Here is a 22,040-nt window from a genome sequence, read left to right on the forward strand (position 1 = left end):
TTCTGCCCGCGCCTTCCAAGGACATCGCCTGCGCGCGCTCAGGCCGAACGCCCGCTGCGCAGCCGGTACTCCCGGGTCATTCCCTGGGGCTTGTAGATCAGCATCAGGATCAGTCCGACGCCGATCAGCATCAGGCGCAACGAGGCCAGCTGGCTGGGGCTGAGCCACGACACGTAGTCGCTGAGAAAGCGCGTGCCTTCCAGCAGCAGGATCACGGTGCCCGCGCTCAGCAGCACGCCGCGGTTGCTGCCGCGCCCGCCGATGATGACGGCCATGAAGGCATAGGCCGTGATGATCGGACCGAACTGCGTGGGGTCGATGTAGCGGTAGTAGAAGGCATGCAGGCAACCCGCGACGCCCACGGCCACGCCGCCCAGTGCGAAGAGTTTGAGCCGCAGGCCGAGCACGTTCTTGCCCAGCGTCGCGACCACCACGGGGTCGTCGCGCAGCGCCCGGGCCGTGCGCCCCAAGGGCGAGCGGGCCACGATTTCGAACACGATGAACACCAGCGCCAGCAGGGCCACCGCCAGCAGAAGGAAGGCCGTGTCGTTCTCCACCGGCCGCGGAATCGCGGAGATGCCCAGGCTGCCTCGCGTGAGCCAGGACTCGTGGGTGATCACGAGCTTCAGGCTCTCGGCAAAACCCAGGGTGACGATGGCGAGATAGTCCTCCGACAGGCGGATCGAGATCAGGCTCACCAGCGCGCTCGCCAAGGCCGTCAACGCGATGGCGGCGATCATGGCCAGCCAGGGATTCCAGTGCAGTCGCGTCGCCATCTGCGCACACAGGTAAGCCGCCAGCATGTAGAAACCGAACAGGCCGAAGTTGACCAGGCCCGTCAGGCCCCACTGCATGTTGAGCGCCAGGCCCGCCAGGCTGGCGAGGGTCACCAGAACGAGGATGGAGAAAAGATACGTCGTCATTTATGGACCCACTTCCTGCCCAGCAAGCCCGAAGGCCTGACGACCAGCAGCAGGCTGAGCACCACGAAGGCGACCAGCGTGCGGTAGTGCGGCGGCAGCACCAAGGTCGAGAGTTCGGCGAACACGCCCATCACGAGCGCGCCCGGGATCGCGGCCAGCGGGTGCGTCAGCCCGCCGAGAATCGCCGCCGCGAAGACCGGCAGCACGTAGTTCCAGCCCATCTGCGGATCGAGCGTGGTGTCCAGCCCGATCAGCATGCCGGCAATGGCCGCCAGCGCGCCCGACAGCAACCAGGTGAGGGTGGCCACGCGTTGGCGGGAGACCCCGCGCGTGGCCGCCAGCGACGGGTTGTCGGCCACCGCCCGCATGGCGCGGCCGAGCCGGGTGTAGCCGAAGATCAGGCCGATGACCACCAGGCTGGCCAGACTCACGCCGGCTCCCAGCAGCTGCTCGTGGTTGACCCGCAGCCCGGCCCAACGCAGCGGGCGCGCCACGTCGACCGCATAGCCGACCGGTGTGTTGCCCGCAAGGAAGCTCACCGCGTTCTCGAGCACGAAGGACACGCCCATCGAGGCCACCAGCAGGGTGATCGTGGAGCGATCACGCAAGGGCCGGTACACGACGAGATCGATCGCGGCGGCCAGCAGCGCGGCCAGGCCGGTGCCCACGACCGCGGCCCACAGCAGGTTCAGGCCCCAGGCCGTGTTGCACCAATAGATCAGGTACGCCCCGACCGTGAGCATGGCGCCGATGGAGAAATTGGCGAAGCGCAACACGCTGAACGTGAGGGCCAGCGCCAACGCGGGCAAGGCCACCAACATGCCGGAGACCAGGCCATTGAACAAGAGCTGCATCATTGGCCGCTTCCCAGATAGAGGTGGTGCAGGCGGGGATCGGCTGCAAGTTCATCGGCGGCGCCCAGCCGCCGCACCTTGCCGGCCACCAGCACCAGGCCGGTGTCGGCCACGGACAGGCCGAGCCTCACGTTCTGCTCGATCATCAGCAGCGTGACGCCGGTCTGGCGGATGCGGCGGATGGCCACGAACAGCAGCTCGGCATTGCGTGGCGACAGGCCTGCCGAGGGCTCGTCGAGCACCAGCAGCGAAGGCGACTGCATCAGCGCGGACGCCATCGCCACCATCTGGCGCTGTCCGCCGCTGAGCAGGCCCGCCGAGGTTCGGAGATGCGGCCGCAGTTCGGGGAACAGGTCCAGCATGGCGTCGGTGCGCGCGCGCAGGGAGGATGCGGCGCGCGTGGACTGCAGGAATTCGCCGCTCATGCGCAGGTTGTCCGCCACATCCATGTTGCGGAACACGTTGTCTTCCTGCGGCACGTAGGCCATGCCGCGCTGCGCCCGTGCGGGTGCGCTCAGGCGGCTGATGTCCTGCCCGGCGAGCAGCAAGCGGCCCTCCGATGGTGGCAGCAGCCCGACCACCGCCTTGAGCAAGGTCGATTTGCCGGAGCCGTTCGGGCCGATGATGGTCAGGGCGCCGCCCGCGGGCAGTTCCAGCGAGACCCCGTGCAGGATGTTCTTGCCGTGGTAGCCGGCGTGAAGCTTGTCGATCGAAAGCGATGCAGTCATTCAGCCCCCCAGGTAGGCCTGTTGCACGCGCGTGTCGGCCGTGACTTCGGCGAAGCTGCCTTGCGTCAACACGGTGCCCTCGGCCAGCACATAGACGGTGTCGCACAGCGCGGCGATCATCTCCATGTTGTGCTCGACGATGGCGAAGGTCATGCCTTCGTCGCGCAGCGTGCGGATGAAATCGACCAGTTCGTCGATCAAGGCCGGGTTCACGCCCGCGGCCGGTTCGTCCAGCAGGATGACCGCGGGATCGCGCATCAGCGCGCGGCACAGCTCGAGCAGCTTCTTCTGGCCGCCCGACAGGCTGCCCGCGGGCTCGTCGAGCAGCCGGGTCAACCGCACGCGATCGAGCAGGGCCACGGCACGCTCGCTGGCCTGCCCTTCGGCACGACGCACCTTGCCGCGGCCGAGGAACACCGCGCGCAGCGTGTCGCCCGGATGCGCGGGCGCGGCCAGCAACAGGTTCTCGAGCACCGTGAGGCTGTCGAGCTCCCTGGACAGCTGGAAGGTGCGTGCGATGCCACGCTGTGCGCGGCGGTGCACGGCCAGCCCGGTGATGTCTTCGCCATCGAACAGCACCTGCCCCTGGTCGGGCTGCAGCGTGCCGGCCAGCACATTGAACAACGTCGACTTGCCAGCACCGTTCGGACCGACGATGCCGGTGATGCGCGACGGCGCGATGGCCAGCGTCGCCAGGCGCAAGGCGGACACACCGCCGAAGGCCAGGGACACGTCCCGCGCGACCAGCCGGGCGTGCGGCGCCGTGGCACCGGCCCCGCGTTCGATGACGGCAGCCCCCATTACTTGAGCACGTCCACCAGCGCGTTCACGCCGTTGCGGATCACGAAGTGGCCGAACTCGCGATTGAGCTGGTCGCCCGTGGGCGTGAAGGTGAACTGCGAACCGGCGCCGCTGTAGGCCACGGCCTTTCCGGCGCGCAGGGCCTTGAGGCCGTCGACCGGGTTCTCGACCTTGGTGCCGACGCCGTTGGCCACCTGGAGGATCGACTTGGAGAACACCTTGGGATCGGCGCTGCCCGACTTCTCGATGGCCAGCGCGAGCACGGAGATTTCATCCCACACGTTGGACGGGAAGATCGCCAGCGTGTTCGGCGCGATGCCGGCGCGGCTGGCGAAGGTCTTGTAGGCCGTCGAGTCCTTGGGCGGAATCGATTGCACGTGATGAATGCCTTCGGCCACGGCCTTGCCAACGTTCTTCACGAAGGCGCCCTCGGCGTCCGCCGCCGAAGAGTTCGCGTAGATCTTGCTGGTGAAGCCGCCGCGGTAGACCTCGCGCGTGACCGCGGAAAGATCGGGCAGGTAGCTGGGCAGGAACACCGCATCGGGGTTCTTGGCGAACACCTTTTCCACCTCGGCACGGTACGAAGGCTGGTTCGGGTTGTAGTAGACGATGTCGAGGATCTCGCCACCGCCTTTCTTGAACTCGTTGACGAAGGGCTGGACCATGCTGAGCGTGAACGGTGTCTGCAGCACCAGCAGCGAAGCCTTGCGTGCGCCGTCCTTGGCCACGGCGCGTGCGAAGACCTGGCCCCAGTCGCGGCCGGTGGCCTGGAAGCGCCAGACCAGCCCCTTGTTGTCGCCCTGCGTCACCTCGTCGCCCGAGCCGGTCACCAGCAGCGGGATGCCCTTCTCGATGGTCAGCGGCTTGACCGCCATGGCGACCGCGCTGCTCCACAGACCGACGATGGCCGACACCTTGGACACTTCGAGCAGCTTGCGCGTCGCGGCGACGCCGGCCGTCGGATTGCTCTCGTCGTCCTCGATCACGATCTCCAGCTTGCGGCCGTTGAGCACGCCACCGGCTTCGGTGTTGATGTACTCGGCGGCCTTCTTCGCGGCGTCCGCCATGCCGGCGCCGTAGGCACCGCCGCCACCGCTCAGCGGCACGAGCACGCCGATGCGGATGGGCTCGGCGGCGGACTGGGCCAGGGCGGCATGCGGCGCGGCCAGCAGTGCGAGGCCGCCGGCGGCGAGCGCCAGCGCGGTACGGCGCGAGAGGGGGTGAAAACGGGTCATCAAATACTCCTCGGGGACGAAACTTCGGCGGTCGGCACGGCGGTGTCTTCCTCTCCGATCTGAAGGGCCTGGTTGAAGCGGTTGAAGAAACCGCACAGGGAAATGCGCAGCGTCAGCTCGACCACCTGGGCCTCGCTGAAATGCGCGCGAAGACGGGTCATGAGCTGATCGCGGATGCGTTGCGGTGCCTGCGTGACCGCGATCGCGTATTCGACGACCACCTTGTCGACCGGCGTCAGCTCGGGGTGCTCGGCGAAGTCGAGCAGGTTCAATGCGCCCTCGCGCGAAATGCCCTCCACCGACAGGCGCGGCGCATGGTTGTCGACGCAGTAGGTGCACTGGTTGAGCAAGGACACCACCACGATAGCCATCTCGACATAGCGATAGGACACACCCTCGCGCGCCTTGAGTTCGAGCAGCATGGCAAACAGGTGTTCGGCCGCGGGGCGCACATGGGCCATCACGGAGAACTGGTCGGCGAAGGTGGTGCCCCCGCCGGTGAAGCGCTCGAACAGATCCTTGAACTGCGGGTCGAAGGACGCGGGGTCCAGTTCGGAAACTCTGGGCATGTCGGTGCTTTCGAAAAGATTTCGGAGGAAGGAAAGTCGGCGGCGCGCGGCCGCCGAGGGTCGGTGCTCAGGCGCGCCGGCGAGCGGCGGCGCCGACGTGGTTGTCGGCGAGGCCCGGGCCTTGCTTCAGCAGCTTCTCGCGCAAGGTTCCGGCCTCGTAGGACTTCTTGTAGGCACCGCGCGCCTGCAATTCGGGGATCAGGAACTCGACGATGTCCTCGAAGGTCCGGGGCGACTCGACATAGGCCAGGTTGAAGCCGTCGATGCCGGTTTCCTCCACCCACGATTGCAGCTCGTCGGCCACGTCCTGCGCGTTGCCCACGACCACCGGCCCCCGTCCTCCGATGGCGACGAAATCCACCGCGTCCTTCACGGTCCAGGTGCGCCGCGGGTCCAGCTTGCTGAACGATGCCAGCGCCGACTGCCCGGCTTCGGTGTCCACGTAGGTCAAGGTGTCGTGCGGCTGGTAGCGCGACAGATCGACGCCCGTCCAGCCCGACAGCAGGGCCCGCGCGCCTTCGTGCGTGGCGCGCTCACGGTAGGCCTCGAAACGCGACTGCGCGCGTTGGGAGGTCGCGTCGACGATGACCGTGAACATGGCGAAGATGCGCACGCTGTCGGGGGCGCGGCCTTGCAGTTCCAGCTGCCGGCGGATGTTCGCGACGGTGCGGCGCACGCCTTCGCGCGTCGGTGCGCCCACGAAGATGCATTCCGCATGGCGCGCCGCGAACAGCGTGCCTCGCGCCGAGCCGCCGGCCTGGAACAGCAGCGGCGTGCGCTGCGGCGAGGGCTCGCACTGGTAGACACCATGCGACTGGAAGTAGGGCCCGTCATGGGACACTGCATGGATGCGGCCCGGGTCGGCATAGATGCCGCGCTCCGCGTCGCGGAGCACGGCCCCCTCCTCCCAACTGCCTTCCCAGAGCTTGTAGCAAAGCGCAAGGAAGTCATCGGCCCTGTCGTAGCGCTCGTCGTGCGGGACCAGTGCCGTGTGGCCCAGGCTCGCCGCACCGCTGCGCAGGTAGGAGGTCACGATGTTCCATGCGACACGCCCCTGCGTCAGGTGGTCCAGCGTCGTCAGGCGTCGCGCCAGCAGGTAGGGCGGCTCATAGGTGACCGAGGCCGTGACGCCGAAACCCAGGTGGCGGGTGGCGTGCGACATCAGCGGGATCAGCGGAAACGGATCGTTCATCGGCACCTGCGCGGCGTGCCGCAGGGCTGCATCGGGAGAGGCGCCGTCGGCGTCGTAGACACCGATCACGTCGCCGAGGAACAAGGCGTCGAACAGCCCTTTTTCGAGCAGGGTGGCCAAGCCGATCCAATGGTCGGGATCGAGGTAGCGGGTCGACTGGTCCTGCGCACCGCGCCACTGGCCGGGGGCCAGGTGCCCAATGCAATTCATCATGAAAGCATTGAGGCGAATTTCTTGGGTCATCGGGAAACTTGCCGGCCCGATGTCGCCGGGCTTCTGCTGGCAACGAGCCATCTTCGTCGTGGAAACCCCTGATTCTGTCCGCGCAAAAGTCTGCAGAGGGCTTCGCCTTGCGCCCATTTGTAGCAAGGGCAGAAGAAAAACGAATAAGCGCGAGTCCCGCTTTTGTGCTCGAAAACTGGTTTGGAGGGATGCGACGATGGAGGGCGCGCACGGACTTGCCGGGCACCGCCATGGGACATCAACTTCGCGGGTTTTCACACCGCCTCGGCCAAAAGCGACATCGGTGAATGCCGCTCTTGAGCCGCCAAGGTGTCACAAAAACTTCATTTTTCTTCCAATTATTCAACTATCATTGAATAATGGAATCAACCGATGTCGTTCGTTTTCTTGCGGCCTTGGCGCAGCCGATGCGCTTGCAGGTCTTTCGCTCCCTGGTCGTGGCGGGCCAGGAGGGGCTGACGCCGGGTGCGCTCGTCGAGGCGATCGGCGTACCCGCCACGAGCCTGTCGTTCCATCTCAAGGAGCTGACGCACGCCGGCCTTGTGACGCAAGAACGTCAGGGCCGCCACCTCATCTACCGCGCTGCGTTCGAGCAGATGACGGCCCTGCTTGGCTACCTCACGGAAAACTGCTGCCAAGGCGAGGCTTGCGTGGCCTCGGATGGCTCGCTGGCTTGTTCGCCCTGAGCAGGTCGTCCTTCGATCCCCCTGGCGCTCGAAATTCCCCAACCCACTGACCATCATGACTGCCCCTCTTCACAACGTGCTGTTCATCTGTACCGGCAACTCGGCTCGCTCCATCATTGCCGAAGGCTTGCTCAATCAACTTGGGAGCAGCCGGTTCAAGGCCTTTTCCGCAGGCAGCCATCCCAAGGGTGCGGTGAATCCCTTGGCCCTGGAAACACTGCGCACGCTCCACATCGCAGACGGTGGCTACAGCAGCAAGAGTTGGGGCGAGTTCGCCAAGGAAGGCGCAGCGCCGATGGATTTCGTGATCACCGTCTGCGACCAGGCCGCGGGAGAGATGTGCCCGGTGTGGCCGGGCCAGCCGATCACCGCGCACTGGGGTCTGCCGGACCCGGCTGCCGTGGAAGGCACCGAGGAAGAAAAGAAGCGCGCCTTCATGGACACGGCCGTGACGCTCAAACGCCGCATCGAGTTCATGTTGTCCCTGCCCATGGACAAGCTGGAGCGCATGGCGATCCAGCGTGAAGTGCGTGAGATCGGGACTCGCCAGTGACGACAAACATTCTGATTCTCTGCACCCACAATTCGGCGCGCAGCGTGCTCTCCGAGGGCATGCTGAACCATTGGGCGAAGCAACTCGGCGTGGAGGTGCAGGCCTACAGCGCCGGCAGCGCCCCGAGCGGGCGCATCAATCCGACGGCCATCGAGGTGCTGCAGGCTGCGGGCATCGACACATCCAGCTATCGCAGCAAGAGCTGGGACGAGTTCACAGAGCCGGACGCGCCGCAGATGCGCGTGGTCATCACTGTCTGCGACAGTGCCGCGCAGGAGATCTGCCCCTACTGGCCGGGCGCGCCGGTCAAGATCCACTGGGGCTACCCGGATCCGTCCAACGTCGGTGCGAACGCCGACGAGAAGCGCGCTGCATTCGAAGCCACCCGGCAGGCTGTCGGCGAGCGCATGCGCCAGCTCGCGCAAGTGCCTTTCGAATCGCTGGACGACGCCCAATTGCGGGCCGCTCTCGCAGCGCTTTGAGTTCAGACCGGGCCTCCAGCTCGGTCTCTTTTTCCTTCAGTCCCAACCAGAAGCTTCCATGCTGGCCGCCATCCTCATCTTCATCTTCACGCTCGTGCTGGTCATCTGGCAGCCGCGAGGTCTGGGCATCGGCAGGAGCGCATCGCTCGGGGCCGTGATCGCGCTGCTCCTGGGTGTCGTTCACCTCGGCGACATCGCCGTCGTCTGGGGCATCGTCTGGAACGCCACCGCCACCTTCGTGGCCGTGATCATCATCAGCCTGCTGCTCGACGAGGCCGGCTTCTTCGAATGGGCGGCGTTGCACGTCGCGCGCTGGGGCGGCGGCCGGGGGCGCCTTCTCTTCGCCTTCATCGTCTTGCTCGGTGCCGCCGTGTCGGCGCTTTTCGCCAATGACGGCGCTGCGTTGATCCTGACGCCGATCGTGATGGCCATGCTCATCGCCCTGGGCTTCACGCCGGCCGCGACGCTGGCCTTCGTGATGGCCGCCGGCTTCATCGCCGACACCGCCAGCCTGCCGCTGATCGTCTCGAACCTGGTGAACATCGTCTCGGCCGATTTCTTCAAGATCGGCTTCGACGACTACGCAGCGGTGATGGTCCCGGTCAACGTGGCCTCGGTGCTGGCCAGCCTGGTCGTGCTGATGCTGTACTTCCGCCGTGGCATCCCCGCCACCTACGATGTGGCTCAGCTCAAAACGCCCTCGGCCGCGATCAGGGATCGAGCAACTTTCGGCGCTGGCTGGGTCGTGCTCGTCCTCCTGCTGGTCGGATTCTTTGGCCTGGAGCCACTGGGTGTGCCGGTGAGCGCAGTCGCCGCCGTCGGTGCCGCGCTGCTGCTTGCCGTCGCTGCGCGCGGCCACGTGATCAGCACGCGCAAGGTCCTGCGCGGCGCGCCCTGGCAGATCGTTATCTTCTCGCTGGGCATGTACCTGGTGGTCTACGGCCTGCGGAACGCGGGCCTGACCGATCGCATCGCCGGCCTGTTGAACATCTTTGCGCAGAGCGGCGTCTGGGGCGCGGCGATGGGCACCGGCTTCCTCACGGCGCTGCTGTCCTCCGTGATGAACAACATGCCGACCGTGTTGATTGGTGCCCTGTCGATCGACGCCTCCTCTGCGACCGGCGTAGTGAAGGAAGCCATGATCTATGCCAACGTCATCGGCTGCGACCTCGGCCCGAAGATCACGCCCATCGGCAGCCTGGCGACGCTGCTCTGGCTGCATGTGCTGGCCAAGAAGGGAACGACGATCGCCTGGGGCTACTACTTCAAGGTCGGCATCGTGCTGACCGTGCCGGTGCTCTTCGTGACCTTGGCTGCGCTCGCCCTGCGCCTGAGCTGAGCCGATGCCCTGCAACTTTTATTCCTGATCCCATGACCCACATCACCATCTATCACAACCCCGACTGCGGTACTTCCCGCAACGTGCTCGCGCTCATCCGCAACACCGGCGAGGCGCCGGAGGTGATCGAATACCTGAAGAATCCACCGGATCGAGCGACGCTCGTCCGGTTGACGACGGCGATGGGCGTGCCGGTGCGCGACGTGCTGCGGCAGAAGGGCACACCGTACGACGCGCTCGGCCTGGGCGACCCGAAGTGGACCGATGCGCAGCTCATCGACTTCATGCTGCAGCACCCGATCCTCATCAACCGACCCATCGTGGTCACGCCGCTCGGCACACGACTTTGCCGCCCTTCGGAAGCCGTGCTCGACATCCTGCCGCAGCCGCAACAGGGCGCCTTCACCAAGGAAGACGGCGAGGCCGTAGTCGATGCGAAGGGGCAGCGTGTCGTCAAGCCCTGAGCTCCCCAACATCGACGCGGGGCTCTTTCACCAGCCCGATCCGGAACGCCTGCATCCGACCGAACGCGCCACGCACCCGCCGCGCATCCTGCTGCTCTACGGCTCGCTGCGCGAGCGTTCATACAGCCGGTTGCTGACCGAGGAAGCGGCACGTCTGCTGCAGGCCCTCGGCGCGGAAGCACGCATCTTCGACCCGCGGGGCTTGCCGATGCCGGACGACGCGCCCGAGGACCATCCGAAGGTGCAGGAACTGCGCGACCTGGCGCAATGGTCCGAAGGCATGGTCTGGACCTCGCCCGAGCGCCACGGCGCCATGACCGGCATCATGAAGGCGCAGATCGACTGGATTCCGTTGGCCATGGGCGCGGTGCGGCCCACGCAGGGCAAGACGCTCGCGGTGATGGAGGTGTCGGGCGGCTCACAGTCCTTCAATGCCGTCAACCAGCTGCGGGTGCTCGGGCGCTGGATGCGCATGGTCACCATCCCGAACCAGTCGTCCGTCGCGAAGGCCTTCATGGAGTTCGACGATGCGGGCCGCATGAAGCCATCTTCGTACTACGAGCGGGTGGTCGACGTGATGGAGGAATTGGTGAAGTTCACCTTGCTCACGCGCGACTCGGCCGCCTACCTGGTGGACCGCTACAGCGAGCGCAGGGAGAGCGCCGAGCAACTTTCCAAGCGGGTCAACCAGCGATCGATCTGATGCCTCTGTCCGGCCGCTCTGTCGTCGTTGCCTTGGGCATCACGCAGACGCCGGCCTGGGCATCGTCGTACGACCTGCCCGCGATGCCGGGCTCATCCGATCCATGCGTGGCCACGCCATCCCGCAGGCGGGCATTGACACCGGTGTGCCCTCCAGTGCCGGACAGGACCGTCGCCGCCTCAGCCCTGTGCGGCGCCAAAGCGGAAGCTCGACACCGCGATCCCGCCCATGAAGGCTTGCTCGTGATAGACGCGTTCGCCCGCTTCGGCTTCGGCCGCGCCGACCGCGACCATCAGCGGGATCAGGTGCTCCTCGCGGGGATGTGCGATGCGGGCCGAAGGGGCCGAGGCCCAGTCGAGCAGATGCGCGACGCGGTCGGCCGGCGTCGCGCCCACCACCGCGGTGTCGAGCCAGTCGTCGAAGGCCTTCGACACCTCACTGGCCTGCGGGCCGAAGTTGCGCAGGTTGTGATAGCTCAGGCCGCTGCCGACGATCAGCACGTCTTCGCGGCGCAGCGGCGCCAGCGCGCGGCCCAGCGCGAGGTGCTCGGCCGGGTCGAGGCCGCGCTTTAGCGACAGCTGGACCATGGGCACGTCGGCCTTCGGGTAGATGGCCGCCATCGGCGAGAAGGCGCCATGGTCGAAGCCGCGCTCGGGGTCGATTGCGGCCGGCAGGCCCGCGGCCTCGAGCAGCGCCATCACGCGCTGCGCCACCTCGGGCGAACCCGGCGCGTCGTAGTGCACCCGGTAGGTGTGGGCCGGGAAGCCGCCGTAGTCGTAGATCATCGGCGGCTTGGGGTGGCCCTGCACGGTGAAGGCGGGCATCTCCCAGTGCGCCGACACCATGAGGATGGCGCGCGGCGCGCGGCCGATCTGGCGCGGGATGTCCGCCAGCGAGGCTTCGAGCTGCGCATAGGCATTGCCCATCTCCTTCTTCATCCACGGCCACGGGCCGCCACCGTGCGAGATGAAGTAGGTGGGCAGCAGTCGGTCGGTGGAAGTCGTGGGGGTCATGGAAGTGCTCCTTTGCCACGAGTCTAGAGATTTCTCCACAGGAAATCGATAGGCTAGGATTCAACGATTCGTTTCTCCACAGGAAATCATCGATGGACCGCATGACCAGCCTCCGGGTGTTCCGCGACGTGGTGGACGCGGGCAGTTTCACCGCCGCGGCCGACCGTCTGGGCATCTCGGCCCCGATGGCCAGCAAGCATGTCGCGCAGCTGGAGAAGTCTTTGGGCGCGCGGCTGCTGAACCGCACCAGCCGGCACCTGAGCCTGACCGAGGCGGGCGAATCCTGGTACGCGCAGAGCGGGCTGGCGCTCGACCTGCTGGACGCGGCCGAGGCCGCGATCGGCCGCAAGAACGACGCGCCGCGCGGCCAGTTGAAGGTGAGCGCGCCGGTGTGGTGCGCCACCCCGCATTTCGCGCGCGTGCTGGCCGGCTACCACGCGGCCTTTCCCGAGGTGCTGGTCGACATGCACCTGGAAAACCGCAAGGTCGACCTCGCGGCCGACGGCTACGACCTGGCCTTGCGCGCCACGCAGGAGCCCTCCCCGGCGCTGATCGCGCGCCGCCTGTGCCGCGTGCAGTTCCACCTGGTCGCCACGCCCGCGCTGCTGGCGCGCGCCGGCACGCCCTCGCTCCCCTCGGAGCTGGCCCGGCTCGGCGCCATCGTGCCCAGCTATGTGAACATCGAGGGCTTGTCGCTCAAGGGGCCCGGCGGCCGGCAGGCACCGCTGCGGCTGAACCCTGTCCTGCGCTCGGACGACACCACGCTCACGCTGCATGCGGTGCGCGCAGGCCTGGGCATGTCCTTCCTGCCCGAGTGGCTGGTCGACGACGACCTGGCGGCCGGCACGCTGGTGCGCGTGACGCCCGAGTACAGCGCCCAGCCCGTCACGCTGTTCGCGGTCTATACCAGCCGGCAGTACATGGCACCCAAGCTGCGCAGCTTCATCGACCACCTGGGCCAGGCCCTGTGCCGCGACGGCGACACGGCCTGAGCGCCACGGCGTCCTAAACTGGCGCCCGCTCATTCCTTCCTGGAGGCTCCATGGCCCTCGACATTCCCCGCACCGCCCTTCAACTCCGCTCGCTGGTCAAACGCAGCGGCGAACTGGAGCTTTCGCTCGCCGAACTCCCCATCCCCGCCGTGGCCGACAATGAGGTGCTGGTGCGCATCGAAGCCGCCCCGCTCAACCCCTCGGACCTGGGCCTGCTCTTCGGCACCGCCGACCTGGAGACCGCGGTGGCAGGCGGCACGGCCGAGCGTCCGCTGCTCACCGCCCGGATCCCCGAGGCCGGGATGCGGGCCATGGCCGCGCGGCTCGACGAATCGATGCCCGTGGGCAACGAGGGCGCGGGCGTGGTGATCGACGCCGGCCAGTCCCCCGCGGCCCAGGCGCTGCTCGGCAAGACTGTCGCAGTGCTGGGCGGCGCGATGTATGCGCAGTTCCGCGCGGTCCCGGTCGACCAGTGCCTGCTGCTGCCCGACGACGCCACGGCGGCCGAAGGCGCCTCGTCCTTCGTCAACCCGCTGACCGCGCTCGGCATGGTCGAGACCATGAAGCGTGAAGGGCACACCGCGCTGGTGCACACCGCCGCCGCCTCGAACCTGGGCCAGATGCTGCAGCGCATCTGCCTGGCCGACGGCGTGGCCCTGGTCAACATCGTGCGCAAGCCCGAACAGGTGGCGCTGCTCGAGGCCATGGGCGCGACCCATGTGTGCGACAGCAGTGCCCCGACCTTCCTCGCGGACCTGACCGATGCGCTGGCCGCGACCGGCGCCACGCTGGCCTTCGATGCCACCGGCGGCGGACCGCTGGCCGGCCAGATCCTCTCGTGCATGGAGGCTGCGATCGCCCGCACGGCCAAGGTCTACAACCGCTACGGCTCGAGCACGCACAAGCAGGTCTATCTCTACGGCGGCCTCGACGTTCGGCCCACCACCTTCAACCGCAGCTTCGGCATGGCCTGGGGCATGGGCGGCTGGCTGCTGTTTCCCTTCCTGCAGAAGATCGGGCCCGCCGCCGCGCAGGTGCTCAAGCAGCGCGTGGCCGCCGAACTCAAGACCACCTTCGCCAGCCGCTACGCGGGCGAGTTGTCGCTGACCGAGGTGCTCTCGCCGGCCGCCATTGCGCGCTACAACCAGCGCGCGACCGGCGAGAAATTCCTGGTGCGTCCGCACCTACGCTGACCGGCGGCAGCGTAAACAAAGTCCTGACGCGCACGCGGGCCCCGGGCGCCCGGTACAGTGGAGCCCTCTCGAAAAGGCGCCTGGCGCCTTTTTCCACTTGAAAGACCGCCTGCCTTGTTCCGTTTCTTCGAAAGACTTCTCCAGCCCTACCCCGCCGCCGAACCCGTGCCGCCGCCCGACGGCTTCTTCGCCTTCCTTTGGGCCTGCACCAAGGGCACGCGCGGCAAGATCGGCGCGATGGCGGCGCTCACCGCCGTCATGTCGGCCTTCGAGGCCCTGCTGTTCGCCATGCTGGGCCGCATCGTCGACTGGCTCGGCGGCCAGGTGCCCGAGCGCCTGTGGCAGGACCGCGGCACCACGCTGATGTGGCTGGGCGCGGCGCTGGTCGCGAGCATCGTGGTGGTGAGCCTGCAGACCATCGTCAAGCACCAGACGCTGGCCATCAACCTGCCGATGCGGCTGCGCTGGAATTTCCACCGGCTGATGCTCGGCCAGAGCATGGCCTTCTACCAGGACGAGTTCGCCGGCCGCATCACGGCCAAGGTGATGCAGACCGCGCTCGCGGTGCGCGACACGATCTTCGTGCTGGCCGACGTGCTGGTGGCGATGGGTGTCTACGTCGCCACGCTGATCGTGCTGGCGGCCGTGCTCGACACCTCGCTGATGCTGCCCTTCGTGGTCTGGCTGCTGCTCTACTTCGTGCAGCTCGCGTGGTTCGTGCCGCGCCTGGGCAAGATCGGCAAGGCGCAAGCCGATGCGCGCGCCCTCATGACCGGGCGCATCACCGATGCCTACACCAACATCGCCACCGTCAAGCTGTTCTCGCACACGCAGCGCGAAGCCGGCTTCGCGCGCTCGGCGATGCAGGAATTCCAGGCCACGGGCCAGGCCCAGATGCGCCTGGTGAGCGCCTTCGAAATCACCAACCACATCCTGAGCATGGCGCTCACCGCCGGCATGGCAGGCATGGCGCTGTGGCTGTGGTCGCGCGGCGTGGTCGGCGTCGGCACGGTGGCCGCGGCCACCGCGATGGCGCTGCGGCTGCAGGGCATGTCGCACTGGATCATGTGGGAGATGACCAGCCTGTTCGAAAACATCGGCACAGTGCAGGACGGCATGAAGACGCTGTCGCGCCCGCGCACCGTGGTCGACGCGCCGGCCGCGCCGGCGCTGGCCGTGCCGCGTGGCGAGGTGCGCTTCGAGCATGCGAGTTTCCGCTATGGCGAGGGCCGCCCGAACGTGATCGACGACATGACGCTGACGGTGCGCCCCGGCGAGAAGATCGGCCTGGTCGGTCGCTCGGGCGCCGGCAAGTCGACGCTGGTGAACCTGCTGTTGCGCTTCCATGACCTGGACAGCGGCCGCATCCTGATCGACGGCCAAGACATCGCGCAGGTCACGCAGGACTCGCTGCGCAAGCACATCGGCATGGTCACGCAGGACACCTCGCTGCTGCACCGTTCGGTGGCCGACAACATCGCCTACGGGCGGCCCGATGCGCCGCACGACGAGATCCGCGAAGCCGCCGAGCGCGCCGAGGCGCAGGCCTTCATCGATTCACTGGGCGACGCCAAGGGCCGCAGCGGCTACGAGGCGCACGTGGGCGAACGCGGCGTCAAGCTCTCGGGCGGCCAGCGCCAGCGCATCGCCATCGCGCGCGTGATGCTCAAGGACGCGCCGATCCTGCTGCTCGACGAAGCCACCAGCGCACTCGACTCCGAGGTCGAGGCCGCGATCCAGGCCAGCCTGTACCGCTTGATGGAGGGCAAGACCGTGATCGCGATCGCCCACCGGCTCTCGACCATCGCCGCCATGGACCGCCTGATCGTGCTCGACGAAGGCAAGGTCGTCGAAGAAGGCGACCACGCCACCCTGCTGGCCCAGGGCGGGCTCTATGCCCGCCTTTGGGCGCACCAGAGCGGCGGGTTCCTGGGCGAGCAGTGAAGCCCGCTGCGCCTCGGGCCCGCTGCTACTGCGTCCGCAGTCCGAGCATCGTCTGGTAGCAGCTCGCCTCCAGCGCCTCGGCCGCCTTGGCCGCGCCGGGTGCACCCTCGGCGATCGCGTTGCGGCAGCGCAGCCCAATCGCGACCGCCGGCCGCAGCGCCTGGTCTTTCCGGGTCACGCCTTTCACGTTGATGAACTGCGAATAGTGGAAGCGCTTGCCGTCCTCGAGCGCCGTGTAGATGTACTGCGTGCCTCCCGCGAGAAAGTCGAGCCCGGGCATGGCGTTGACCTCGCGCTGCATGTCTTCGATGGCGGCGCTGCTGGCGCGTTCGGCCACCTTCTGCTCCTCGGGCGTCAGGTCGGCGAGCCGCACCGATCGCGACACCGGCTTCAGCGAGACACGGGCCACCGCACGCGCGCCCTTCACGCCGGGCAGCGCGTAGCTGTAGAAAAAGAAGCGCTTGCCCTCCCCCTCGGCGGTCGACAACGGCTTCCAGCCCGCGGGCGGCTCGAACTGGGCTTGCCCGGCGGCGTCGATGAACAGGCGGGCCTGGCGGGTGTCGTCGCTGGCCGGGTCGGCCGCCGTGCAAAGGCCGGCAGAGGCCAGGCCGCACAGGAAGAGGAGGGAGCGAAGGCGAAACGTGGGCATGTCGGTCGGCGAGAGAGTGAAATCAGCGCCGATTCTGAAGGCAGGCTCGGGGCCCTCCGCGCAAAGATCGGTGCGTCCTACAGCACAGGCCGCTGGCCGCCGACAGTGAAAATTCCGCTGCGTGAGAGGCTGTCGCTGTTGTCAACAAAGAGGAGCCCTCGCGTGAATTCCATCATCTATATCGTCGGTCTGGTCGTGGTCGTGGTCGCAGTGCTGTCGTTTTTCGGCCTGCGCTGAGCTCGATACGCCAGAGCGCCGGCTGCAAGGCCGGCCATCCGAAGGGGCCGTTCGCGGCCCCTTCGCGTTGGTGCGCACGGCATAATTTCCCGCACCCTGCCGCGCGCCCATGCCGCGGCGTCCGAGAAGAACCGAGAAAAGCCGTTGAACATCGCATCGCGCCCGCCCGCAACCACGCCGCCGCCGAATGCGCTGATCACCGAAGCCGTCCAGCTGATCGAGGAGGCCGGCCCGCTCGACGATGCGGCGGCGATGCGCGAAGCCTTCGCCCGGCGATCTGACACCCCGGGCCGGATCGCCCAACGCGCGCAGCTGCTGGGCCAGCGCCTCGGCCTTCCCCACGAACTCGCACGCGCCCGCCTGTGGGCGCCCTGGGTCGGCCTGGGCCTGGTGCTGGTGATCGTTCTCGCGGGCCTGGCCATGGCCGGCAGCGTGGTCGGTGGCCCCGAGCGGCGCATCAACATCATGGCGGCGCTGATCAGCCTGCTGGGCGTTCATCTGCTGACGTTGCTGGCCTGGCTGGTGGGCCTGCTGCTGCCCCTGCGGGCGCCGCGCCTGTCTTTCGGCTGGTTGTGGATGACGCTCACGGCGCGCGTCGCGGGCGGGCGCAAGGGCCAGGCCCCGGTGCTGTTGCGCGCCGCCACGCGGCTGCTGTCGCGCGCCCGCCTGCTGCCGTGGGCGCTGGGGCTGGTGAGCCATGGCATCTGGACGCTGTCCTTCGTCGTCGTGCTGGGCGCCCTGCTCTTCGCGCTGGCCTTTCACCGCTACACGCTGAACTGGGAGACGACCATCCTCGACCCGCAGTTCTTCCTGCAGGCGGTGCAGGCGCTGGGCCGACTGCCCGCGTGGTTCGGCTTCGCAACACCCGATGCTGGCGTCGTGCTCGCACCGGGCGGCATGGCCGATGCGGTCGGCCAGCGCAGTTGGGCGCTGTGGCTCACCGGCTGCATCGTGGTCTACGGACTGCTGCCGCGCCTGCTGCTTCTGCTCTGGAGCGCCGCGATGTGGCAGTGGCGCCGGCGCGGCCTGCAACCTGCGCTCGATGCGCCCTACTACCGCCGGTTGGCCGCGCGCTTCGATGCGCTGGCGCCCCCGGCCATCGTCGACGCCGACCCCGGTGCCTTGCATCCGCAAGCCCCCTTGCGCCCCCTCGACACCGGCGATGCGCTGATCGCCGTCGGCTTCGAATTGCCGCCCGACATCGCCTGGCCGCCGGCCGGCCTGCCCGCCGAAGCGCAGTGGCTGCGCATCGACGGCGGCGCCGAGGCGCGCCGCACGCTGCTCGACACTGCGGCGCGGCTGCGACCACGCGCGCTGCTGCTGGCCTGCCGCGCGGCGGCCAGCCCCGACCGCGGCACCGAGCGCCTGCTGCGCGAGCTGCTCGCGCACTGTGGCGAATGCCGGCTATGGCTGCTGCCCGATGACGGCAGCGCCATGGTGTCAGAGGCCGGCATCCGGCGCTGGCGCGATTGGCTGCGCGACACCGGCCTGGAGCGCATCGCCGCCCATGAGCGGCTGACCGACGCGCTGGCAGGATGGTGAACATGGAAAGCATCGAACGCACGGGAGACAGCGCCATCCGCATCGCCGTGGTCGGCCACACCAATGCCGGCAAGACCTCGCTGTTGCGCACGCTGACCCGGCGCGTCGATTTCGGCGAAGTGTCGACGCGTCCCGGCACCACGCGCCATGTCGAACGCATCGAACTCAAGGTGCGCGACCAAGCGGCCGTGCGCTTCTTCGACACGCCCGGGCTGGAAGACGCGGTGAGCCTGCGCGAACACATCGCGCAGCTCGGTGATGCCCCCACGCCGCCCGAGCGCATCCGCCGCTTCCTCGAAGGGCCCGAGGCGCGCGGCAGCTTCGAGCAGGAGGCCAAGGTGCTGCGCACGCTGCTGGAGGTCGATGCCGCCTTCCTCGTGATCGATGCGCGCGAACCCGTGCTGCCCAAGTACCGCGACGAGATCGAGCTGCTGCGCTCCTGCGCGCGGCCGGTGCTGCCGGTGCTCAACTTCGTGCGCGACGCCGCTGCACGCGAGCCCGAATGGCGCACGCTGCTCGCGGCCTACGGCATGCACGCGGTGGTGCGCTTCGATGCGGCCGCGCCTTTCGTCGGTGCCGAGCACGATCTGTACCAGGACCTGGTCACGCTGCTGCGCGAACGCCGCGCGCAACTGCAGGACGTGATCGCCGCGCTCGACAGCGAATTTGCCCAGCGCCGCAACGAGGCCGCCGCACGCATCGCCGAACTGCTGGTCGACGTGGCCGCCACGCGTCGCACGCTGCCCGCGGCCGAGTTCGAAGATGCGGCGCGCCGCGCACCGCAGATCGCGGCCTTGCAGCAGGCCGTGTCGGCCAAGGCGCAGCGCTGCACCTCCGACCTGCTCGCGCTCTACGGTTTCCGCGAAGGCGATGCGGCCGAGGCCGCGCTGCCGCTGCTCGAAGGCCGCTGGTCGATGGATTTCTTCAGCCCCGAGGCGCTCAAGGACGCGAGCCTGCGGCTGGGCAAGGGGGCCGCGGTGGGCGTCGCCGTGGGCGTGGTCGCCGACCTCGCACTGGCCGGTCTTTCGCTGGGCGCGGGCGCTGCGCTGGGTGGCGCCATCGGTGGTGCGATCTCGCAAGGCTGGGGCCCGCTGGGCCGCAAGCTCGCCAACAAGCTGCGCGACGTGCACGAGCTCACGGTCGAAGACGGCGTGCTGTTCGCGCTGGCCGCGTGGCAGTTGCAACTCACGCAGGCGCTGGAGCGGCGCGGCCATGCGGCCACGCAGCGCATCGACACGGAGGCATCGAAGGACGGCGACGCGCCCACCCGCGCCGCAACGGCCGCGGTGCGCGCCGCGCAGCCGGCACGCAACCATCCGGAATGGGAATCGCGCGGCGGCGTGGTCCGCCACTTCCGGCGCGCCTCGCCGCAGCGCGAGGCGCTGGTTGGCGAGCTCTCGCACGCCCTGCAGCGCGCCTTCGCGTCCTGACGCCCGGCCGCGACCAGGCTCAGGTCTCCAACAGGTCCTCCAGCATCAGCGGCAGCCGGCGCAGGCGCTTGCCGGTCGCGTGGAACACCGCGTTCACGATGGCCGGCGCCACGCCCACCATCGCGACCTCGCCCAGGCCCTTCACGCCCATCGCATTGAGTCGCGTGTCGGGCTTGCCGACGAAATCGACCTCGATGCGGCCGATGTCCGCCGCCACCGGCATCACGTACTCCGCCAGATCGGCGTTGAGGAAGCCGCCGTAGCGCGGGTCGACCTCGCTCACCTCGCGCAGCGCGGCGCCGATGCCCCAGACCACGCCGCCCTCGACCTGGCTGCGCGCAGTGCGCGGGCTGGCGACGATGCCGCAGTCCGCCACGCTGACCACACGCGGCACGCGGATGCGGCGCGTGGTCGGCTCGATGCGCACTTCGACGAAATGCGCGATGAAGCTGAAGCCGACGAAATCGGGGTACACCGGCCCCGCGGCCGCCGGCAGCCCGCCGGTCAGCCGGCCGAACACCTGCTCGGGCTGGCCCGGCGCACGCCGGCGGCTCTCGGCCTGGGCAAACGGGCGGCCGGATGCGCGCAGCAAGGCGAGCGCGGTGACACCGCTTTCGCTCGCCGTGCGGCCCGCGTTCTGCCGCAGGTCGTCCATCAGCCGCTGCGCGGCTTCCAGCACCGGCGGCAGCGCCGTCGCCGTGCCCCAGGAACCGGCCGTCAGATGCTGGGGCGCGGCGCCGGTGTCGCCGAGCAGGATCTCGATCGCAGCCACCGGTGCGCCGAGCGCACGCGCCACCGTCACCGCGATGGCCGTGCGCATGCCCTGCCCCATCTCGTGACCACCGACCGCCACGCGCACCACGCCGTCGGTGTGGAGCCGCACGGTCGCGATGGCGGGTGCCATGGCGGCCTTGTAGGTGCCGATCGCCACGCCCCAGCCGACCAGGCTGCCGTCGGGCGCGCGCATCGAGCCCGGCGCCATCGTGCGGCGGGCCCAGCCGAAGGTCTCGCTGCCCTTGACCAGGCATTCGGCCACGTGGCGCGACGAAAACGGCTTGCCTGTGAGCGGATCGGCCGCGGCGTCGTTCGCGAGCCGGAAGGCCACCGGGTCGCGGGCCAGCGCATAGGCCATCTCGTCGATGGCGCTCTCGAAGGCGAAGGCCGCCGGGTGCTCGAACGGTGCGCGCATGTAGCCCGGCGTCTGCACGTCGGTGCGCACCAGCCGCTCGCGGCCCAGGAAGTTGGAGATGCCGTAGAGCCGCGACGTGATCTCGGTGCCCATCGAGGGGAACAGGTCGTGCCGCGAGGTCTGCTGGTCGATCTCGTGGATCGCCGACAGCAGCCGACCGCTGCGGTCCGCCCCGAGCCGCACGCGATGCCGGCTGGCTGGGCGGAAGCTGGCGTTGTGGAACAGCTGCGCGCGCGTCATCACCAGCTTCACCGGCCGCTGCAGCGTGCGCGCCGCGATCGCCACCAGCGCGGTGTGCGACTGCAGCGAGTTCTTCTGGCCGAAACCGCCACCCAGCGTGGGCGACAGCACGCGCACCTTCGCCGGCTCGATGCCGAGCTGCTTCGCGAGGCCGTGGCGCACGCCCTCGGCATTCTGCGTCGGCTCGCGGATGGTGAGCACGCCGTCGTTCCACTCGGCCACGGTGGCGATGATCTCCATCGGGTTCTGGTGCTGGGCCGGCAGCGTGTAGTGCAGGTCCAGCGTCACGGCCGCGCCCGCCAGCGCGCCCTCCGGGTCGCCCACGCGGCGGTCGGCGAACATCGGCTGCGGCAGCACCGCCGTCTGCGCGAGCGGCTCGGCGTCGGGTGCGTCGAGGGTCGCCACGAACGGCATCGCGTCGTACGTGACCCGCACCAGCGCGGCGGCCTCGCGCGCCGCCTCGAGCGTGTCGGCCACCACCATCGCGACGCTCTGGCCGCGGTAGGCGATCTGCGCCGAGCGCAGCGGATAGACGCTCTGAAAGCCGAAGCCACCGCCCATCAGGAAGCCCCCGGTGTCGAAGGTGCCGACGTTCTCGTGCGTGAGCACGCTGCGCACGCCGCGCACCCGCTGCGCTGCCGCCGTGTCGATGCCCGTGACGGTGCCGCAGGCGATGCGCGAGGGCACCAGCGCGGCATGCAGCAGGCCGGGGCGCGCGTCGTCGGCCGCATAGCGCGTGGCGCCGCGCACCTTGTCGCGCGCGTCGACGCGTTCGGCGCCCGCACGCGGGATGTTCTGCGGCGTGTTCTTCTTCGTCGCGATCGTGGGGTTTGCCATCT

At 68.6% G+C, this 22,040-nt stretch carries 22 protein-coding genes; 12 read left to right on the top strand and 10 right to left on the bottom strand.

The genetic code is table 11. From position 1 onward, the window contains the following. Positions 1 to 38: 38 nt before the first annotated feature. The 7 genes from ACSFBC_RS03510 to ACSFBC_RS03540 all read right to left on the bottom strand — a co-directional run bounded on the left by ACSFBC_RS03510 (position 39) and on the right by ACSFBC_RS03540 (position 6,545). Positions 39 to 923: a branched-chain amino acid ABC transporter permease gene (locus ACSFBC_RS03510; protein ID WP_435508908.1), complete on the bottom strand. Its 885-nt coding sequence runs from the start codon at positions 921 to 923 to the stop codon at positions 39 to 41. Continuing rightward, positions 920 to 1,780 carry a branched-chain amino acid ABC transporter permease gene (locus ACSFBC_RS03515; RefSeq protein ID WP_435508909.1) on the bottom strand — a complete coding sequence of 287 codons (861 nt, stop codon included), beginning with the start codon at positions 1,778 to 1,780 and terminating at the stop codon, positions 920 to 922. Before ACSFBC_RS03515 ends, ACSFBC_RS03510 begins: the two co-directional genes overlap by 4 nt. After that, complete coding sequence (locus ACSFBC_RS03520; RefSeq protein ID WP_435508910.1) at positions 1,777 to 2,505, bottom strand: ABC transporter ATP-binding protein; 729 nt, start codon at positions 2,503 to 2,505, stop codon at positions 1,777 to 1,779. The genes ACSFBC_RS03515 and ACSFBC_RS03520 overlap by 4 nt, the downstream gene beginning before the upstream one ends. Then, positions 2,506 to 3,306 carry an ABC transporter ATP-binding protein gene (locus ACSFBC_RS03525; protein WP_435508911.1) on the bottom strand — a complete coding sequence of 267 codons (801 nt, stop codon included), beginning with the start codon at positions 3,304 to 3,306 and terminating at the stop codon, positions 2,506 to 2,508. Further along, positions 3,306 to 4,541 (bottom strand): ABC transporter substrate-binding protein, encoded by a 1,236-nt coding sequence (locus ACSFBC_RS03530; protein ID WP_435508912.1) that lies wholly within the window; start codon positions 4,539 to 4,541, stop codon positions 3,306 to 3,308. The genes ACSFBC_RS03525 and ACSFBC_RS03530 overlap by 1 nt, the downstream gene beginning before the upstream one ends. Continuing rightward, positions 4,541 to 5,110 carry a carboxymuconolactone decarboxylase family protein gene (locus ACSFBC_RS03535; protein WP_435508913.1) on the bottom strand — a complete coding sequence of 190 codons (570 nt, stop codon included), beginning with the start codon at positions 5,108 to 5,110 and terminating at the stop codon, positions 4,541 to 4,543. The genes ACSFBC_RS03530 and ACSFBC_RS03535 overlap by 1 nt, the downstream gene beginning before the upstream one ends. Before the next feature lie 67 nt (positions 5,111 to 5,177). After that, positions 5,178 to 6,545 (bottom strand): LLM class flavin-dependent oxidoreductase, encoded by a 1,368-nt coding sequence (locus tag ACSFBC_RS03540; RefSeq protein ID WP_435508914.1) that lies wholly within the window; start codon positions 6,543 to 6,545, stop codon positions 5,178 to 5,180. 359 nt (positions 6,546 to 6,904) lie between these two features. Between ACSFBC_RS03540 and ACSFBC_RS03545 the strand changes: the two genes are divergently transcribed. The 6 genes from ACSFBC_RS03545 to arsH are packed head-to-tail and all read left to right on the top strand — an operon-like array spanning position 6,905 to position 10,772. Further along, entirely contained in the window at positions 6,905 to 7,231 is a 327-nt protein-coding gene (locus ACSFBC_RS03545; RefSeq protein WP_435508915.1) for an ArsR/SmtB family transcription factor, read from the top strand. Positions 7,232 to 7,283: 52 nt separating this feature from the next. Continuing rightward, on the top strand, positions 7,284 to 7,784 hold the full coding sequence (locus tag ACSFBC_RS03550) for an arsenate reductase ArsC (protein WP_435509259.1): 501 nt from the start codon (positions 7,284 to 7,286) through the stop codon (positions 7,782 to 7,784). Beyond that, entirely contained in the window at positions 7,781 to 8,266 is a 486-nt protein-coding gene (locus ACSFBC_RS03555; RefSeq protein ID WP_435508916.1) for an arsenate reductase ArsC, read from the top strand. The genes ACSFBC_RS03550 and ACSFBC_RS03555 overlap by 4 nt, the downstream gene beginning before the upstream one ends. A gap of 58 nt (positions 8,267 to 8,324) precedes the next feature. Next, positions 8,325 to 9,605, top strand: coding sequence for an arsenic transporter (locus ACSFBC_RS03560; protein ID WP_435508917.1), 1,281 nt, complete (start codon positions 8,325 to 8,327; stop codon positions 9,603 to 9,605). Between the two features lie 32 nt (positions 9,606 to 9,637). Then, positions 9,638 to 10,069, top strand: coding sequence for an arsenate reductase (glutaredoxin) (gene arsC / locus ACSFBC_RS03565; RefSeq protein WP_435508918.1), 432 nt, complete (start codon positions 9,638 to 9,640; stop codon positions 10,067 to 10,069). Next, positions 10,038 to 10,772, top strand: a complete 735-nt coding sequence (gene arsH / locus ACSFBC_RS03570) for an arsenical resistance protein ArsH (protein ID WP_435508919.1) — start codon at positions 10,038 to 10,040, stop codon at positions 10,770 to 10,772. The genes arsC and arsH overlap by 32 nt, the downstream gene beginning before the upstream one ends. Before the next feature lie 179 nt (positions 10,773 to 10,951). Here the strand turns inward: arsH and ACSFBC_RS03575 are convergent, their stop codons facing one another. Continuing rightward, positions 10,952 to 11,785 carry a DODA-type extradiol aromatic ring-opening family dioxygenase gene (locus tag ACSFBC_RS03575; protein ID WP_435508920.1) on the bottom strand — a complete coding sequence of 278 codons (834 nt, stop codon included), beginning with the start codon at positions 11,783 to 11,785 and terminating at the stop codon, positions 10,952 to 10,954. Positions 11,786 to 11,877: 92 nt separating this feature from the next. On the opposite strand from ACSFBC_RS03575, the gene ACSFBC_RS03580 reads away from it, so the two are divergent. The 3 genes from ACSFBC_RS03580 to ACSFBC_RS03590 all read left to right on the top strand — a co-directional run bounded on the left by ACSFBC_RS03580 (position 11,878) and on the right by ACSFBC_RS03590 (position 15,914). Beyond that, positions 11,878 to 12,777 (top strand): LysR family transcriptional regulator, encoded by a 900-nt coding sequence (locus tag ACSFBC_RS03580; RefSeq protein ID WP_435508921.1) that lies wholly within the window; start codon positions 11,878 to 11,880, stop codon positions 12,775 to 12,777. Positions 12,778 to 12,827: 50 nt separating this feature from the next. Continuing rightward, positions 12,828 to 13,970 (top strand): zinc-binding dehydrogenase, encoded by a 1,143-nt coding sequence (locus ACSFBC_RS03585; RefSeq protein WP_435508922.1) that lies wholly within the window; start codon positions 12,828 to 12,830, stop codon positions 13,968 to 13,970. A 114-nt stretch (positions 13,971 to 14,084) separates the two neighbouring features. Continuing rightward, the gene (locus tag ACSFBC_RS03590; RefSeq protein ID WP_435508923.1) at positions 14,085 to 15,914 is read left to right on the top strand and encodes an ABC transporter ATP-binding protein; all 1,830 of its coding nucleotides are present in this window, start codon (positions 14,085 to 14,087) and stop codon (positions 15,912 to 15,914) included. A gap of 25 nt (positions 15,915 to 15,939) precedes the next feature. Here ACSFBC_RS03590 and ACSFBC_RS03595 read toward each other — a convergent pair whose 3' ends face one another. Then, positions 15,940 to 16,563, bottom strand: coding sequence for a hypothetical protein (locus ACSFBC_RS03595; protein WP_435508924.1), 624 nt, complete (start codon positions 16,561 to 16,563; stop codon positions 15,940 to 15,942). 105 nt (positions 16,564 to 16,668) lie between these two features. On the opposite strand from ACSFBC_RS03595, the gene ACSFBC_RS03600 reads away from it, so the two are divergent. The 3 genes from ACSFBC_RS03600 to ACSFBC_RS03610 all read left to right on the top strand — a co-directional run bounded on the left by ACSFBC_RS03600 (position 16,669) and on the right by ACSFBC_RS03610 (position 19,772). Beyond that, positions 16,669 to 16,800 (top strand): hypothetical protein, encoded by a 132-nt coding sequence (locus ACSFBC_RS03600; protein ID WP_435508925.1) that lies wholly within the window; start codon positions 16,669 to 16,671, stop codon positions 16,798 to 16,800. A gap of 144 nt (positions 16,801 to 16,944) precedes the next feature. Continuing rightward, positions 16,945 to 18,342, top strand: a complete 1,398-nt coding sequence (locus ACSFBC_RS03605) for a DUF2868 domain-containing protein (RefSeq protein WP_435508926.1) — start codon at positions 16,945 to 16,947, stop codon at positions 18,340 to 18,342. A 2-nt stretch (positions 18,343 to 18,344) separates the two neighbouring features. Further along, on the top strand, positions 18,345 to 19,772 hold the full coding sequence (locus ACSFBC_RS03610; RefSeq protein WP_435508927.1) for a GTPase/DUF3482 domain-containing protein: 1,428 nt from the start codon (positions 18,345 to 18,347) through the stop codon (positions 19,770 to 19,772). A 19-nt stretch (positions 19,773 to 19,791) separates the two neighbouring features. Here the strand turns inward: ACSFBC_RS03610 and ACSFBC_RS03615 are convergent, their stop codons facing one another. Then, a complete protein-coding gene (locus ACSFBC_RS03615; RefSeq protein WP_435508928.1) occupies positions 19,792 to 22,038 on the bottom strand; it encodes a xanthine dehydrogenase family protein molybdopterin-binding subunit in 2,247 nt (748 codons plus the stop codon). Positions 22,039 to 22,040: the final 2 nt, after the last annotated feature.

Origin of the sequence: Variovorax frigidus (genome assembly GCF_051216515.1) — a bacterium.
Taxonomy (GTDB): Bacteria; Pseudomonadota; Gammaproteobacteria; order Burkholderiales; family Burkholderiaceae_C; genus Variovorax.